The following is a 15,212-nucleotide window of genomic DNA, read 5'->3' on the forward strand; positions in this document are numbered from 1 at the left end:
AGTATAATGGATGAAAGCGAAGGATGGATGATGAAGATTCACTAAAAATTACCTGTCGAAGAGGAGAAGCACATGGAACCTGAAAATCGTATATCGAATAAGGCCTTGACCGTATGGAAAATCGGTGGTCTTATAAGCTGTTCAATAACTTGGATTATAAGCATCGCCGCACTCGTGCTTACAATCATTTTTGATTGGACATATTGGGTGTTTGGAGCGTTGATCATAATTTCGGTAATCCAATCCTATCTGGCCATTTTTCTGATTCCATCGGTGAAATGGAAGAGGTGGCGTTACGAAGTAAGAAATACCGAAATTGATATCCAAAGTGGTATTTTCGTCATTAAAAGAACACTCATACCCATGATTAGGGTTCAGCATGTGGAAACGAAGCAAGGGCCATTATTAAGGAAATACGATTTAGCCTCCGTTGAAATTTCGACTGCAGCGACCCTTCATGTTATCCCTGCCTTGGACATAGCAGAGGCAGATGAATTGCGGCACTATATTTCCAGGATGGCAAGTGTGGAGGAAGAAGATGTCTGAACCTAAAAGGCTGCACCCCATAGCTGTATTGCTTACCATAATAAAATCGATTAAGGAGTTAGTCATCCCTTTTTTATTAGTGGTCGTCATTCCTGGGAAGAATGAAGGAATTCCTGGATGGATACAACCGCTGGTCATAGCCATTATTATACTTTTTATTATAGGCAATGCATTCCTTCAATGGTTACGCTTTACATATCGCATGGAAGAGGGCGAATTCAGAATCGAGTCCGGGGTATTTGTAAGGAAGAAACGGTATATAAAGTATGATCGGATTCATAGCATAGATATTTCGGAGGGTATCGTCCAGCGGATATTCAGCCTGGTGAAGTTGAATATTGAAACCGCAGGCGGGTCTCAGGCCGATGCCGTATTATCAGCCATAAGAAAAAGTGATGCAGATCGAATCAATGCTTTTATTAGTGAGGAAAAAAATGCGAATAGTCCTTCTGATAAAGATAAAAATGAAGTAGCGGATAATGAATATGCAGCAAAATCGTCTTCCGTTTTTAAGCAGACGCTGCCGCAACTATTCGTTATGGCTGCCACTTCGGGAGCAGTAGGTGTCTTCCTATCTGGAGCAATCGCATTTATTTCACAGTTCGATGAAATGATACCTTTTGAGAGGATATTTAAGGATTATGAAGATTTTATTGAAATGGGGACCATCATTCTGACCTTGTTTGCCCTAGTGGCTTTATTGGTGGTTTATGTACTGGCTACATTAAGCATGGTAATTAAATATGCTTCCTTCACCGTGATAAAAACGGATGAGGAAATCGTTATTTCCAGAGGGCTTCTCGAAAAAAGACAGCTGACAATCCCTATCCATAAAATACAAGGTATCCGGATCATGGAGAATTTGATTCGAAAGCCATTGGGCTTGGCGACGGTTTATATTGAGTATGCGGGGGGCAGTATGGAAGATAAAGAAAGTCTATCGATCATGCTGTTCCCTTTAATCAGGAAGAAGCATTTACAAGAAAAAATCCTGGAAATTTTACCGGTTTATGAAACAACCACTGAGATGACACCGATACCTAAACGTGCACTTTCCAGGTATGTATTTCACAAGTTTCTATACCTCATCCCGATCATAGGTGCCTTGGTATGGTTTTTCAGACCTTGGGGTTATCTTTCCCTTTTGCTTGTACCGTTGGCGATTTTTTGGGCTTACATGCAATATAGAGATGCGGGATGGAGCATAGAAGGGAATTTATTGATATTGAGCAGTCGCTTTTTCTCAAAGCAGACATTAATCATGCAGAGAAGCAGAATTCAATCAATAACATATAAAAAAAGCTGGTTTCAGAATCGAAAAAAATTAGCTACGATTTCAGCATCGATTAAATCAGGAATCACTTCCCGGGTCGGCATGGTTGCTGATGTGGAAGAAAAGGATTGCCTAATAATTAAATCTTGGTATTTACCTAAAAAAGCAGTCGACTCCCAATGATTTAAAGGAAGAGTCGGCTGTTTGTCCTACCATTTTTTTCTTAAGTATAATGGAGCTGTTAAAAAGCCGGTTGCCAGTCCAGCCGAATGACCGACAACGTTAACTTGCGGTTGAATGAAAGTCATGATGACGGCAATTCCGGTCAGTGTATATACTGTATTTCTTTCGTTGTTCGTAAAATTGGTTTTATTGAACAGGACAAGATATAGAAAGAATCCGAATAAACCGAAAATTGCACCGCTAGCCCCTACGTGGTTATATGTCAGTGGGTTAATTAGGAAGGTTGCGATATTGGCAAGGAGCCCTGTCGATAAAAAGAAGATTGAAAACTTGACGGAGCCAAGTAAATTCTCTAGGAATGGACCAAAGATGGCAAGTGAGAATCCATTAAACAGTAAATGTGTAAACGTGCTATGTAGAAAGATGGGGGTGATTAAACGCCACCATTGTCCATCAGCGATGTATAAGTTAACACCTGTGCCATAATAAAAGAGTACATTGCCGGGAAATATGGGGAAAAGGACGAGAACGAATGCAATCATCATCATGAGTATGAGTACAGTTACAGCTCGATATGAATTTGTATATTCGCGGAAGCCTTCTGTTCTTGTAAACATAAATTCCTCCTTATTATCGTTTTTAATTAGATACAATATTATCATTTTCAGGTAAAAGAGTCCTCCTAATGATATGCAACTTATTAAATGAATAGAAGAGGTGTCAAAGTGATTAAAGGTATAGGCGTGGACATTACTGAGCTGGATAGAATGGAAACATTGATTAATCGGCAAACCCGTTTAAAGGAGCGTATATTAACAGAAAGTGAAATTTTGATTTTCGAAAAGTTAAATGGAAGAAGGAAGGTCGAGTATTTTGCTGGGCGTTTTGCGGCAAAGGAGGCTTTTTCAAAAGCAAACGGTACAGGGATCGGTAAGCACTTATCCTTTTTGGATATTGAAATCATTTCGGATGATAAAGGAAAGCCGATGATTTCGAAGCCGTTTTCTGAAGGGGTCCATCTTTCGATTAGCCACAGCAGGGATTATGCGGTTGCGCAAGTGGTAATTGAAGGGTGAATGGAGTTTTGTCCAATCGGGTCATAAACCTTTAGGTTGTCTCATATACATTTAGTGCTATAGGGAGACAAGGCCCGGTAAAAGGTACATGGCAGAGTAGGTGCTCTCGAAAAGTTTTTAGCCGGATCTTAGAATTGATCCGTGTCTAAAATACTGAGGAATCTAAGACATCAGTCGAGCCAATGTCCGAATCCTGCCTTTTCCTCTCCCTTTTACGTTCAAATGACAAAAAGGGGTTGAAAAGATGAAGAAGATGGTAATGCTTTTTGCAGGGATCATGCTCTTGCTTGCTCTTTCTGCTTGCGGCCAAAAATCACAGAGTGACGTAGTGAGTGAATTGAATGAGAAGCTTGGCGAAATGAAAGGATATAAAGCTAACGCGAAGATGACATTAAAGATGGGGACGGAGCCTCAAGTGTATAAAGTGGAGATTTGGCATAAAGACCCTTCTTTCTACCGTGTAAATTTGAAAAATGAAGAGAAGGATCAAAGCCAGATGATATTGAAAAATGATGATGGTGTATATGTTTTGACGCCAGCTTTGAATAAAAGTTTTAAATTTCAAAGCGAGTGGCCGGAGAACAGCAGTCAGGCCTATTTGTTCGAGTCGTTGGTGAAAGACATTACGGAAGATAAAAGTGCGACATATAAAGAAACGGATAAACATTATGTCTTTGAAACGAAAACGCGCTACCAAAACAATAAAATGTTGCCATATCAAGAGATTACTATAAACAAAAAAGATTTATCTCCAGTCAGTGTAAAAGTCATGGACCCCGATAAGACTGCATTGGTTCTTGTTGATTTCTCAAAAGTTAAATTCAATACGACTTTCGATAAAGATTCATTTGATATGAAGAAAAACATGACAAGTGCACAACTTGAAGCGCCTGTTATGGCAGAAGTCCAAAATGAGGGGTTTGCGGTGAAATACCCTGAAAATATTGGTGATATGAATTTAACGGAAGAAAAAGAAATTTCGACGGAAAAGGGAGAACGTGTCGTTTTGACCTATGAGGGTACAAAAAGTTTTACATTGGTCCAGGAAAAGGCTGAGGTAGTTCAAACATCCGTTTCGACGAATGTGAATGGAGAACCGGTTGATTTGGGTTATACTGTTGGAGCCATGACAGGAAATACGATTGCTTGGACTTTTGAAGGTGTCGATTATATGATTGCATCAAAGGATTTGACACAGGAAGAAATGATAGAAGTCGCCCGTTCGGTTGGGGAAAATCCAGTCAAATAGGATTACATAACAAGCTGATGTTTCCCGTCTCCTTATGAAGGTTTCTTCTAGGTAGGATAGGCGGGGAAGCAGCTTGTTGACATTTTTAATACTTCCATTTGATTTCGGCTGGCAGCTAGGTAAATTAGGAGCAAGGTGAAAAAGCACTTTATATTTCTAGCGGTTGGTTATAGAATGGTCCTATAATGAAACGAAAACTTCGCTACTGGGAAGAATCTTATTGTGAGTGTAGGAAAGAAGGAAAAGGTCTTGGAAACGAAAACATTTCATCGAGATACATGGGCAGAAGTAAATTTGGATAATATTTTTGAAAATATTTCTTCAATGAAAAAAAGTTTAAGAAAAGGTGTTAGTCTTTTCGCTGTCGTTAAAGCGAATGCTTATGGACACGGGGACTATGAAGTGGCTAAAACGGCGCTTGAAGCTGGGGCGGATTTTTTAAGTGTCGCTTTTTTGGATGAGGCTCTCGCCTTGCGGAAAAAGGGAATATTGGCTCCGATTCTTGTACTTGGGGCATCGAGGCCTGAAAGTGCAGCGCTTGCTGCCGAGTATGGGATTTCCTTGACGGTTTTCGACGTAACATGGTTGGAGAAGGCAAAGGATTTGTTGAAACCGGGACAAGTTTTGCAAATCCATGTAAAAGTGGATAGCGGCATGGGGAGAATCGGCATTCGGGATATAGGACAACTCATGAAAGTGGAAAGTTTGCTTGAGAGGGATGTTTGTTTTAATTTCCAAGGGATATTCACTCATTTCGCGACGGCGGATGAAATAAAGACCGACTTTTATGAAACGCAGCTTGCTTTCTTTAAAGGAATGCTTTCCGAATTGACCAGAAAGCCGGAATATGTTCATGCAGCCAATAGTGCAGCTTCTTTAAGGTTCACCGATCCTGAATGGAATGCAATAAGAATGGGGATTTCCATGTATGGTTTGAGTCCTTCCATGGAAATGAAGCCGATATTGCCATTTCCATTAAAACAGGCTATATCATTGAGTACGAAGATGGTCGCGGTTAAACAGCTTTCCAAGGGTGAAAGCGTTAGTTATGGGGCGACTTATACGGCTGAAGGTGATGAATGGATTGGGACTTTGCCAATCGGTTATGCTGACGGCTGGATCCGTAAGCTTCAAGGTCAGGAAGTTCTTGTGGATGGAAAAAGAGTACCCATAGTCGGAAGGATTTGCATGGATCAATGCATGATCAAGCTGCCTGGACCATACCCAGTAGGAACAGAGGTTACATTAATGGGGAATGATGGCGATGAATCGATCACTGTCGATGAGATAGCGGCAAAACTGGAAACGATCAACTATGAGGTAACATGTATGATAGGAGCAAGAGTGCCCCGCATATATATTAAAGACAATCAGATGAATCATGTACGTAATTTCATTTTGGAATGACCGGATTGTAAAAAAATCCTAAGATTGTGAATAAGATTTCCTTTATTATGCTGATAATAAGATTTAGAATAGAATATACTCTTTGCAGATAGGCAATTTAATGGTAATATTGAAAAGGATATATAATAAAGGTGTGTAGTGATGGTGGAGGTGTATGTTTGTGTCTGAATCCAGCGCAACAAGAGAGATATTAATTCGATTACCTCAAAATTTTTTAACAGAGTTAGATGGGTATGCGAGTGAGGAAAATGTGAATCGCAGTGAATTTATTTATCGTGCCACAAAAATGTATCTTCGCGAACGTAAAAAGAAAGAGTTTCGTGAATCGATGAAACGCGGTTATATTGAAATGGCGGCCATTAATTTAACGATTGCTTCTGAAGCCTTCCAGGCTGAATTCGAGGCTGGTCATTGCGTTGAACGATTAGTTAGCGGAGGCTGAGCCATTGATTGTTGTTAAGCGTGGTGACGTATACTTCGCAGACCTTTCCCCGGTGGTTGGTTCAGAGCAGGGTGGGACCCGTCCGGTACTAATTTTACAAAACGATATTGGTAATCGCTTTAGTCCGACTGTGATCGTGGCAGCCATTACAGCTCAAATTCAAAAAGCGAAATTGCCTACACATGTTGAGATTAATGCAAAAAAATACGGATTCGAGCGAGATTCCGTCATTTTATTAGAACAGATCCGGACAATTGATAAGCAGCGTTTAACTGATAAAATTACGCATCTTGACGAACCGATGATGCAAAAAGTCAATGAAGCTTTGCAAATCAGTTTAGGCCTCATTGATTTTTAAAGAAAATTTTTCCCGTTAAATTGGGCGTTATTATAATACAAATCATTCTTGATGCTATTTTAGATGACACGATTCCTGCAAATGCGGGAATCGTGTTTTTTTTTGGAAAATAACAATAACATCAACAGATGTCCATATAGCATCAGCAGGAAATATGAAAAAATTGACGAATAAAAACATTATACAGTTAGATATCGAATAGAACGTTCTTTGTTTTAAAGTATCTCCCTAATTTTTCTTTAATTGATGTTTTTCTTACCTGGATTTTGGGTATGTATTTATGTTGTAACTACTTAAAAAAAAGCAAAAGTGTAGTGGGAACTCCAAGAAAATCCAGATAGGAATAAGATTACAGTTAGTTAACATCCTTGTGACGAGGACAGGGGAAACATAGCAATTGTGTTAGAATGGGAGGATATTATGAATCAATTGGTTTACGATTTTATTAAGCAAAATCAGGATTACATCCTTACTGAGTGGATGGGCATCATGAAGGAAAGTACGGATGAAAGATTAATTAAAGTCGTCTCAGATCGAATGTTCACTCAAACGAGCAGTGAATTTATAGATATGATCATCACGAACGTTGATAGTAAAACCAAGGAATTCACATTGAAGCTTTCTGATTTTGCCGAGAAAGTCGTCCAATTGGGATGGCCTCTTACTTTCGTCAATGAAGGACTTCATAAATTCACATTAATTGTCATTAATGGAATGGTGGAAAAGGGTCTGGTTACTCCTGATAATCAAGTCAATCTTGTTAATCATTTGGATAAATGGGCCACACCAATTAATAATGAAATAGTCAATATATATACTCAAACTTGGGAAAGAACGGTTTCCATGCAAAAAATTGCGTTGCAGGAACTTTCGGCTCCGCTCATTCCTGTATTGGAAGGCATTACGGTAATGCCGCTGATTGGTACGATTGATACGGAACGTGCCAAACAGATAATGGAAAACCTGTTGACTGGCGTGGTTAAGCATAGATCTGAAGTTGTTCTTATTGATATAACGGGCGTGCCGGTCGTGGATACGATGGTTGCCCATCATATCATTCAAGCTGCGGAAGCGGTCCGATTGGTGGGCGCCAAATGTATACTCTGCGGCATCCGCCCTGAAATAGCCCAAACCATAGTTAATCTTGGAATTAATTTAAATGAAGTGATTACAAAAAATACGTTAAAAAAAGGGATAGAAGTTGCGTTGGAATTAATGAGCCGTAAGATCGTAAAGGTGGAGGGATAAGTATGAGGATTCCGATATTAAAGCTTTATGACTGCTTGTTAGTATCTATACAGTGGGAATTGGATGATGTGACAGCCCTTCAATTCCAAGAGGATTTACTGCATAAAATTCATGAAACAAGCGCGAATGGCGTTGTCATAGATATTACCTCAATAGATTTTATTGATTCTTTTATCGCAAAGGTATTAGGCGATGTCTTTAGCATGTCTAAGCTTATGGGGGCGAAAGTTGTAATTACGGGGATCCAGCCTGCTGTTGCAATAACATTAATTGAACTGGGAATTAGTCTCGAAGATGTTCTGACAGCATTAGACTTAGAGAAAGGCCTGGAGAAATTACAACAGGAATTGGGGGATTAAAGAATGGAGTTCCAATCCTGCGTAAAAATCATAAATGAATGGGACATCGTAGCTGCAAGGCAGCTCGGAAGAAATGTCGCTAAAGAGTTGGGGTTCGGTACTGTAGACCAGGCCAGGATCACGACGGCCATTAGCGAATTGGCCCGAAACATATACCTATATGCTGGACAAGGCAGTGTTAGCATAGAAAAGCTAAATATAAATGGGAAGTCAGGATTGAAAATCATTGCAGAGGACCAAGGGCCGGGAATTGAGGATATCCGCAGAGTCATGGAAGATGGATATACCACCTCGGGGGGACTGGGTGCAGGCCTTCCTGGAGCCAAACGTTTAATGGATGACTTTGATATTGAATCGATACCAGGTGAAGGGACTAAGATTATCGCTACAAAATGGCTCCGTTAGGGGGGGACTATGGATATTAGGGAGAACATGGAGAAAAAGTATCATGAGGCGCTTTCTACTTATCTTAAAGACCAAAATGAGCAGGCACTCTACCAAGGGCAAAAGATTAGCCGCCTACATATCAAATACAATATATCTCCAGAAGAAATCATCAGTATGCATAAAAATAACTTGATGGAACTTTACCCGGAATTACCGGGAAAAGTATTGGATTCTTTCGATTTTCTGTTAGAAGTCATGATGGGCTACGGTATTGCATACCGTGAGCATCAAAGCCTTAGACATCAGCAGCAGGAACTGAAAACGGAAATCGAGATAGCGGCAAATGTTCAACATACTCTTTTGGAAACGAAAATTCCTGATATCAAAGCTCTTGAAATTGGAGTAATCAGTGTTCCAGCGAGGCAGATGAACGGGGATTACTATCACTTCGTCCAAGATGAAAATGAGCGGTTAGGGGTAGGAATAGCCGATGTCATTGGAAAGGGGATTCCTGCTGCACTGTGCATGTCGATGATCAAATATGCGATGGACAGTCTTCCGGAGCATCGTCATGAACCGAATAGTGTGCTTGAGAGTTTGAACCGTGTTGTGGAGCATAATGTGGATCCAAGCATGTTCATAACCATGTTCTATGGCTTATATGACCCGCATGACAGGCAATTCTCCTATGCTTCAGCCGGACATGAACCTGGTTTTTACTATGACGCCGCAACGGGTACTTTTAGCGATTTGGATGCAAAGGGCTTGTTGCTTGGAGTCGATAAAAAAACAAGGTATCGCCAATATGAAAAAACGGTGAATCATGGAGACATGATCATTTTATTATCTGACGGAGTAACGGAATGCCGGACGAATGATGGGTTCATAGAAAGGGAAACACTTATTGGGCTCATTAAAAAGAATATGCATTTGCAAGCCCAGGAAATGGTGAATAATATATTTAAACAATTGGAGAAAATGCAGAATTTCCAACTGAGGGATGATTTTACATTAATAATTTTAAAATCAAATGTTTAGTATTTTGTCTGCTGGGTATAGATAAAGAAATGAAGAGGATTTGAAGAGGTGGGTCATTGATGAATATAACTGTAGATGTTAATGAATTGAATTCTGAATTTATTGTAAAACTGAAAGGTGAAATCGATGCATATACTGCGCCGAAATTAAGGGAATCACTATTTCCGATTTCGGAGCAGGATAATGTTTCGATTACTATTGATTTAACTGAAGTTTCTTATATGGATAGTACGGGACTTGGGGTGTTTGTCGGTGCTTTCAAAAGTGTAAGGGCACATAATGGCGAATTCACTTTAGTTGGCTTATCAGAAAGGTTACGACGTTTATTTGATATTACAGGTCTTGCAGATATCATTGATATAAAAAGTGGTACAGAGGGTGGGTTAGAATGAGTCAAGTATATGATTACATCGAAATGAAAATACCTGCAAAACCAGAATTCATCGGTGTCATTCGTTTAACGCTTTCTGGGATAGGGAGCCGGATGGGATTTGCGTATGATGAAATTGAGGATTTGAAAATCGCTACAAGTGAGGCTTGTACAAATGCGGTACAGCATGCATATAAAGATTCTGAAAAAGGTGAAGTGAAAGTAAGTTTCGGCCTTTATCCTGACCGCTTGGAGGTCATGGTTTCTGATAGTGGTAAGAGCTGTAATTTCGAAGAGGTTCGTCAAGGGATCGGACCATACGAGAATGGACAAAAAGTCGAACTTTTGAGAGAAGGAGGCTTGGGTCTTTACCTTATTGAAACTCTGATGGATGATGTGAAGATTCATCAGCATGATGGGGTTACAGTATTTATGACTAAGTTTTTAGAAGGAGAGCAGGTGGAGATGGATGCAAAAACAGTCTCAACCTAACCAGGCACAAAGAGAACAGGTAAATGAATGGATTAGAGCTTACCAGCAGAATCAAGATGAGGAAGCACAGAGCAATCTAGTCATCCATTATAAAAGTTTGGTTGAAACAATCTCCCGTAAGTATGCGAAAGGGAAATCATTCCAGGAGGATATCTCCCAAGTCGGCATGATTGGTTTGTTAGGTGCCATTCGTCGATATGATGAATCTTTCGGTAAGAGCTTTGAGGCATTTGCTGTCCCTACTATAATCGGCGAAATCAAACGGTTCCTGCGTGACAAAACATGGAGTGTCCATGTGCCAAGGAGAATTAAGGAACTTGGTCCGAAAATCAGGGTGACTGTCGAGGAATTAACTACAACTCTGCATCGTTCACCAAGAATAGATGAAATAGCCGATAGTATAGGCGTGACTGAAGAAGAAGTTTTAGAGGCGATGGAAATGGGAAAAAGCTATCAAGCTTTATCCGTGGATCATTCTATTGAGGCGGATTCTGATGGCGGTACTGTCACATTGCTTGATATATTCGGGAATGTCGATGAAGGTTTTGAAAAGGTCAATCAGAGACTTGTGCTTGAAAAGGTGCTGCATGTGCTGAGTGACCGTGAAAAGATGATCATTCAACATACTTATTTAGAGAATTTAAGCCAGAAAGAAGCGGGCGATAAACTGGGGATTTCCCAAATGCATGTCTCAAGGCTCCAACGCCGCGCGATCAAAAAGCTTCAAGAAGCCATTAATGCTGAAAACTCGGAGTTAATTCAGTGATCAAAGATATTCTGAGGGGAGAAAAAATAGAAGTCCTTGTCTCTCAATCGTCTAAAAACGGGATGGTTTATTGTGGTGATGATTACTTTTTTCTTCATACGAAAGAATATTTTGTCTGTGTATTGGCAGATGGCCTGGGCAGCGGAAAAAACGCTTACGACTCCTCCCATGCCGTCATCGAGGAAGTTAAACGTAATCATGAGTTGGATGTCGAATCCCTAATGGCAGTGTGCAATCAAGTTTTGGTCAATAAGCGGGGAGCAGCCGTTTCCATTTTGAAGATTTTTTATGACAAGAATGAATTTGTATACAGTTCAGTTGGTAACATTCGCTTTTTCCTGTATAACCCAAGTGACGATAAACTCGTTTACCCTTTACCTGTTACAGGGTATTTATCAGGAAGGAAACAAAAATACAGGACGCAGAGATACAAATATGAACCAAATGCCAAATTCATTCTTCATTCAGATGGTTTGGAACTTAAGGGAGCTAAATCCTTTTTGAAAAGGCTGGTCCCTATCGATAAGAACGCCCAATGCATACTAGCAAGCAGTCCATTAACTGCAGATGATACAACTTTCATTTTAGGAAGCTTACTTTCGCCGTAATTCGGAGGTAAGCTTTTTTGTATGGAATTCGCAACTTCATCCCTCATTTGCTAGACTATATATATCAGATCAAAACGTTGGAGGTAGACATAATGATCGTTGTAGAAGATACATTAAAAGAGTTGATTAAACAAATATCAAATGAGCTGACTTTAAAAAATCATCAAGTCCAAAACGTCATACAGATGCTTCAAGAGGGTAATACTGTCCCCTTTATTGCACGGTATAGAAAAGAAATGACGGGTTCACTTGATGAAGTGCAGATTCGTTCCATTATGGAAAGGTGGAACTATCTAGAAAACCTTGGCCAGAGGAAAGCGGAAGTAACGCGTTCGATTGGTGAACAAGGGAAATTGACGGAAGAATTAACAAGACAAATCGAAAAAGCTACAAAACTGCAGGAAGTCGAGGATTTATACAGGCCGTTCAAACAAAAAAGGAGAACGAAAGCAACGGTCGCTAAAGAAAAGGGTCTTGAACCATTGGCTAATTGGCTTTTGGAATGTCAATTGCATGCTCGGGTTAGTGAAAAAGCTGCAGAATTCATATCGGCAGAAAAAGAAGTTTCATCTATTGAAGAGGCTATTGCGGGAGCGCAGGATATCATAGCTGAACATATTTCCGATGATGCAGAATTAAGGAAGTGGATAAGGGCTGAAATTTTCAAGGCTGGAAAAGTGGTTTCAACCGTGAAAAATGAAGAAAAGGATGAGAAAAAAATCTTCGAGATGTACTATGAATATGAGGAGCCGGTTCAAAGAATCGTGCCGCATCGGGTGTTGGCGCTGAATAGAGGTGAAAAGGAAGAGGTTTTACGAATCTCCATTCATCCTCGGACTGAAATCATCATTGGTCATCTGGAACGGAAAATCATTAAAAATAACAAATCTGAGGCCCAAGTTGTTCTTAAATCTGCGATTGAAGATGGGCTCAAACGTTTGATCATGCCTTCTGTAGAACGGGAAATCAGAAAAGAGCTGACGGAAAAAGCTGAGGATCAGGCTATCCATATTTTCTCTGAAAACCTCAGGAACCTGCTCTTGCAGCCCCCGCTTAAAGGGAAAGTGGTCCTAGCCTTAGATCCGGCATATCGGACTGGGTGTAAGTTGGCTGTCATCGATGAAACCGGAAAGGTACTCGATATCAGTGTGATCTATCCGCATCCTCCTGCTGCGAAGCTTAATGCTGCCCGTGAAAAAACGATCGAAATACTTCAGCGGTTCTCGGTTGAGATCGTGGCAATCGGCAATGGTACGGCATCGCGTGAATCAGAGCAATTCATCGCAGATATTATAAAAGAAGTGGAAGGGAATATTTCATATATAATTGTTAATGAAGCGGGTGCCAGCGTGTATTCAGCCTCGGATATAGCCCGTGAAGAGTTTCCGGATCTTCAAGTAGAACAGAGAAGTGCAGTTTCGATAGGAAGAAGGCTTCAAGATCCCCTTGCCGAACTTGTTAAAATTGACCCCCAATCCGTAGGGGTAGGGCAGTATCAACATGATGTCTCCCAGAAAAAGTTAACGGAATCCCTCACCTTTGTAGTGGAAACAGCTGTTAACCAAGTGGGAGTGAATGTCAATACCGCTTCATCGTCTCTATTACAATATGTAGCTGGTTTATCAAAATCGGTTGCTCAAAATATTGTGAAGAAAAGGGAAGAGGAAGGGAAGTTTTCAAGCAGGAAGGAATTAAAGAAAATTCCCCGGCTTGGTGCTAAAACATATGAACAATGTATAGGGTTCTTACGTATCATTAATGGAAATGAACCTTTAGATCAAACTGCGATACACCCTGAGAACTATAGTGCCGTGAATAAATTATTAAAGAAAATGGGATTTACATCTGAAGATTTAGGCAGTAACGCATTGAATGAAGAGTTAGGTAAACTGAATCCGGCTGATTTGGTCGATGAATTGGAAATTGGGGAAATTACGATTAAAGATATCATAGATGATTTGATGAAACCGGGAAGAGATCCTCGCGATGAATTATCAAAACCACTGCTTAAGCAGGATGTACTAAAAATGGAGGATCTGCAAACTGGGATGGAATTACAAGGTACAGTGAGGAATGTTGTGGACTTCGGTGCGTTTGTGGACATCGGTGTCAAACAGGATGGTCTGGTGCATATTTCTAAACTGAGCAACCGGTTTGTAAAACACCCATTGGATGTAGTTGCCGTTGGGGATGTTGTGACGGTTTGGGTCGAATTGGTTGACCCCAAAAAGCAAAGGGTATCTTTAACGATGCTCGAGCCAAAGGATCAAAACTAGCCTATGGTAAGCTCCTTCTATATTTAGAAGGGGTTTTTTTGAAGCAATGCATTTATATTTGGAGCACAGTTGGATTTATACCCTGAGACTTTCTTTCTTTTGATAAAAAAACCAACATTGATTCAACATCTTCACTTGATAATAATCCTTTTCATAAAAGGCTTTGCGGATTTGATTCTGGAACCAATTAGGCATAGCTTTTCCTCCCTTAGTTTCCTATTGTATTATTAGTCTATGTTATAATGGGTTGTCATGTTACCAAAGAAAGGGAGGGGGAAATGGATAATCGGCAATTGCAAAAACTAGTAGAAGAAATTTCGATGAAAGACTTTAAAAAGACATTTAAACATAAAGCCATTTTTAATCCGCGTCTCCGAACAACAGGAGGGCGATACTTGCTTCGTTCACACAATATAGAAATCAATAAGAAGTATCTTGATGAACGCGGTGTGGAAGAAATCGTTGGAATCATTAAGCATGAATTGTGTCATTATCATTTGCACATCGAGAAGAAGGGGTACCAGCATCGTGATGCGGACTTTAAACATTTACTCAGAATGGTGGGAGCACCAAGATTTTGCGAGCCGCTGCCATCTAACCAATTAAAGAAAAAGATGAATACTATTCAATATAAATGTGAAGACTGTCAGCAGGTATATATAAGAAGAAAACGAATCGACACGACCCGTTTCGTTTGTAGTAAATGCCGTGGATCATTGATTTACCAAGGGTTTAAGGTGTGAATAACAAAATTATAAAAAAATACAAAAGAACTCTTGACTTTAAGTTGTAACCTCTTTATAATCATAAGAGTCGACAAGATAACAACTTGTCTTAACGACAAACACTAAGGTCCTTGAGCGTGAAAGAGGAACCCAATTTTTATTATTCCGCAGTAGCTCAGTGGTAGAGCATTCGGCTGTTAACCGAACGGTCGTAGGTTCGAGTCCTACCTGCGGAGCCATTTTTTTGGGGAAGTACTCAAGAGGCTGAAGAGGCGCCCCTGCTAAGGGTGTAGGTCGCGTAAGCGGCGCGAGGGTTCAAATCCCTCCTTCTCCGCCAGTTACATATTTTATCAAGGCCCATTGGTCAAGCGGTTAAGACACCGCCCTTTCACGGCGGTAACACGGGTTC

At 40.3% G+C, this 15,212-nt stretch carries 19 protein-coding genes and 2 tRNA genes; 19 read left to right on the forward strand and 2 right to left on the reverse strand.

The window, feature by feature from the left end:
* Positions 1-72 precede the first annotated feature (72 nt).
* Entirely contained in the window at positions 73-546 is a 474-nt protein-coding gene (locus ACFVSH_RS09825) for a PH domain-containing protein (RefSeq protein WP_387604954.1), read from the forward strand.
* A complete protein-coding gene (locus ACFVSH_RS09830) occupies positions 539-2,002 on the forward strand; it encodes a PH domain-containing protein (RefSeq protein ID WP_387705787.1) in 1,464 nt (487 codons plus the stop codon). The genes ACFVSH_RS09825 and ACFVSH_RS09830 overlap by 8 nt, the downstream gene beginning before the upstream one ends.
* Before the next feature lie 26 nt (positions 2,003-2,028).
* On the opposite strand, the gene ACFVSH_RS09835 is transcribed toward ACFVSH_RS09830, so the two are convergent.
* Positions 2,029-2,619, reverse strand: coding sequence for a rhomboid family intramembrane serine protease (locus ACFVSH_RS09835; RefSeq protein WP_260288835.1), 591 nt, complete (start codon positions 2,617-2,619; stop codon positions 2,029-2,031).
* Positions 2,620-2,727: 108 nt separating this feature from the next.
* Here ACFVSH_RS09835 and acpS point away from each other — a divergent pair, with 108 nt between their 5' ends.
* From acpS to ACFVSH_RS09905, 14 genes are all read left to right on the forward strand, one after another.
* A complete protein-coding gene (gene acpS / locus ACFVSH_RS09840) occupies positions 2,728-3,078 on the forward strand; it encodes a holo-ACP synthase (RefSeq protein WP_387604952.1) in 351 nt (116 codons plus the stop codon).
* Positions 3,079-3,322: 244 nt separating this feature from the next.
* On the forward strand, positions 3,323-4,327 hold the full coding sequence (locus ACFVSH_RS09845; protein ID WP_387604951.1) for a LolA family protein: 1,005 nt from the start codon (positions 3,323-3,325) through the stop codon (positions 4,325-4,327).
* Between the two features lie 222 nt (positions 4,328-4,549).
* Positions 4,550-5,734, forward strand: a complete 1,185-nt coding sequence (gene alr / locus ACFVSH_RS09850) for an alanine racemase (protein WP_387705789.1) — start codon at positions 4,550-4,552, stop codon at positions 5,732-5,734.
* A gap of 160 nt (positions 5,735-5,894) precedes the next feature.
* Entirely contained in the window at positions 5,895-6,176 is a 282-nt protein-coding gene (locus ACFVSH_RS09855; RefSeq protein ID WP_034306380.1) for a CopG family ribbon-helix-helix protein, read from the forward strand.
* Positions 6,177-6,183: 7 nt separating this feature from the next.
* On the forward strand, positions 6,184-6,534 hold the full coding sequence (locus tag ACFVSH_RS09860; protein WP_260288846.1) for a type II toxin-antitoxin system PemK/MazF family toxin: 351 nt from the start codon (positions 6,184-6,186) through the stop codon (positions 6,532-6,534).
* 420 nt (positions 6,535-6,954) lie between these two features.
* Positions 6,955-7,782, forward strand: coding sequence for an RsbT co-antagonist protein RsbRA (locus ACFVSH_RS09865; protein ID WP_387604949.1), 828 nt, complete (start codon positions 6,955-6,957; stop codon positions 7,780-7,782).
* A gap of 2 nt (positions 7,783-7,784) precedes the next feature.
* Positions 7,785-8,141: an STAS domain-containing protein gene (locus tag ACFVSH_RS09870; protein ID WP_076373142.1), complete on the forward strand. Its 357-nt coding sequence runs from the start codon at positions 7,785-7,787 to the stop codon at positions 8,139-8,141.
* A gap of 3 nt (positions 8,142-8,144) precedes the next feature.
* Positions 8,145-8,546: an anti-sigma regulatory factor gene (locus ACFVSH_RS09875; protein WP_048682056.1), complete on the forward strand. Its 402-nt coding sequence runs from the start codon at positions 8,145-8,147 to the stop codon at positions 8,544-8,546.
* 9 nt (positions 8,547-8,555) lie between these two features.
* Positions 8,556-9,566 (forward strand): PP2C family protein-serine/threonine phosphatase, encoded by a 1,011-nt coding sequence (locus ACFVSH_RS09880; protein WP_387604948.1) that lies wholly within the window; start codon positions 8,556-8,558, stop codon positions 9,564-9,566.
* 59 nt (positions 9,567-9,625) lie between these two features.
* The gene (locus ACFVSH_RS09885; RefSeq protein ID WP_098372176.1) at positions 9,626-9,958 is read left to right on the forward strand and encodes an anti-sigma factor antagonist; all 333 of its coding nucleotides are present in this window, start codon (positions 9,626-9,628) and stop codon (positions 9,956-9,958) included.
* Complete coding sequence (rsbW, locus tag ACFVSH_RS09890) at positions 9,955-10,428, forward strand: anti-sigma B factor RsbW (RefSeq protein WP_098372177.1); 474 nt, start codon at positions 9,955-9,957, stop codon at positions 10,426-10,428. Before ACFVSH_RS09885 ends, rsbW begins: the two co-directional genes overlap by 4 nt.
* Positions 10,406-11,194, forward strand: a complete 789-nt coding sequence (sigB, locus tag ACFVSH_RS09895; protein WP_034306363.1) for an RNA polymerase sigma factor SigB — start codon at positions 10,406-10,408, stop codon at positions 11,192-11,194. The genes rsbW and sigB overlap by 23 nt, the downstream gene beginning before the upstream one ends.
* The gene (locus ACFVSH_RS09900) at positions 11,191-11,802 is read left to right on the forward strand and encodes a PP2C family serine/threonine-protein phosphatase (RefSeq protein ID WP_228467594.1); all 612 of its coding nucleotides are present in this window, start codon (positions 11,191-11,193) and stop codon (positions 11,800-11,802) included. The genes sigB and ACFVSH_RS09900 overlap by 4 nt, the downstream gene beginning before the upstream one ends.
* Before the next feature lie 92 nt (positions 11,803-11,894).
* The gene (locus ACFVSH_RS09905; protein ID WP_387604947.1) at positions 11,895-14,078 is read left to right on the forward strand and encodes a Tex family protein; all 2,184 of its coding nucleotides are present in this window, start codon (positions 11,895-11,897) and stop codon (positions 14,076-14,078) included.
* A 75-nt stretch (positions 14,079-14,153) separates the two neighbouring features.
* On the opposite strand, the gene cmpA is transcribed toward ACFVSH_RS09905, so the two are convergent.
* Complete coding sequence (cmpA, locus tag ACFVSH_RS09910) at positions 14,154-14,273, reverse strand: cortex morphogenetic protein CmpA (protein WP_098372179.1); 120 nt, start codon at positions 14,271-14,273, stop codon at positions 14,154-14,156.
* An 83-nt stretch (positions 14,274-14,356) separates the two neighbouring features.
* Between cmpA and ACFVSH_RS09915 the strand changes: the two genes are divergently transcribed.
* The 3 genes from ACFVSH_RS09915 (at position 14,357) to ACFVSH_RS09925 (ending at position 15,140) form a co-directional block, all read left to right on the forward strand.
* Positions 14,357-14,821: a SprT family protein gene (locus tag ACFVSH_RS09915; protein WP_387604946.1), complete on the forward strand. Its 465-nt coding sequence runs from the start codon at positions 14,357-14,359 to the stop codon at positions 14,819-14,821.
* A 146-nt stretch (positions 14,822-14,967) separates the two neighbouring features.
* Positions 14,968-15,042, forward strand: a tRNA-Asn gene (locus ACFVSH_RS09920).
* 7 nt (positions 15,043-15,049) lie between these two features.
* Positions 15,050-15,140, forward strand: a tRNA-Ser gene (locus ACFVSH_RS09925).
* Positions 15,141-15,212 lie beyond the last annotated feature (72 nt).

Source organism: Peribacillus sp. NPDC058002 (genome assembly GCF_042886655.1).
GTDB classification, from domain to species: Bacteria; Bacillota; Bacilli; order Bacillales; family DSM-1321; genus Peribacillus; species Peribacillus aracenensis.

Excerpts from the sequence above, each read along its gene's own strand:
- ACFVSH_RS09825 (WP_387604954.1), top strand. The coding sequence starts at position 73 with ATGGAACCTGAAAATCGTATATCGAATAAGGCCTTGACCGTATGGAAA.
- ACFVSH_RS09830 (WP_387705787.1), top strand. The coding sequence starts at position 539 with ATGTCTGAACCTAAAAGGCTGCACCCCATAGCTGTATTGCTTACCATA.
- ACFVSH_RS09835 (WP_260288835.1), bottom strand. The coding sequence starts at position 2,619 with ATGTTTACAAGAACAGAAGGCTTCCGCGAATATACAAATTCATATCGA.
- ACFVSH_RS09845 (WP_387604951.1), top strand. The coding sequence starts at position 3,323 with ATGAAGAAGATGGTAATGCTTTTTGCAGGGATCATGCTCTTGCTTGCT.
- ACFVSH_RS09865 (WP_387604949.1), top strand. The coding sequence starts at position 6,955 with ATGAATCAATTGGTTTACGATTTTATTAAGCAAAATCAGGATTACATC.
- ACFVSH_RS09870 (WP_076373142.1), top strand. The coding sequence starts at position 7,785 with ATGAGGATTCCGATATTAAAGCTTTATGACTGCTTGTTAGTATCTATA.
- ACFVSH_RS09875 (WP_048682056.1), top strand. The coding sequence starts at position 8,145 with ATGGAGTTCCAATCCTGCGTAAAAATCATAAATGAATGGGACATCGTA.
- ACFVSH_RS09880 (WP_387604948.1), top strand. The coding sequence starts at position 8,556 with ATGGATATTAGGGAGAACATGGAGAAAAAGTATCATGAGGCGCTTTCT.
- ACFVSH_RS09885 (WP_098372176.1), top strand. The coding sequence starts at position 9,626 with ATGAATATAACTGTAGATGTTAATGAATTGAATTCTGAATTTATTGTA.
- rsbW (WP_098372177.1), top strand. The coding sequence starts at position 9,955 with ATGAGTCAAGTATATGATTACATCGAAATGAAAATACCTGCAAAACCA.
- sigB (WP_034306363.1), top strand. The coding sequence starts at position 10,406 with ATGCAAAAACAGTCTCAACCTAACCAGGCACAAAGAGAACAGGTAAAT.
- ACFVSH_RS09905 (WP_387604947.1), top strand. The coding sequence starts at position 11,895 with ATGATCGTTGTAGAAGATACATTAAAAGAGTTGATTAAACAAATATCA.
- cmpA (WP_098372179.1), bottom strand. The coding sequence starts at position 14,273 with ATGCCTAATTGGTTCCAGAATCAAATCCGCAAAGCCTTTTATGAAAAG.
- ACFVSH_RS09915 (WP_387604946.1), top strand. The coding sequence starts at position 14,357 with ATGGATAATCGGCAATTGCAAAAACTAGTAGAAGAAATTTCGATGAAA.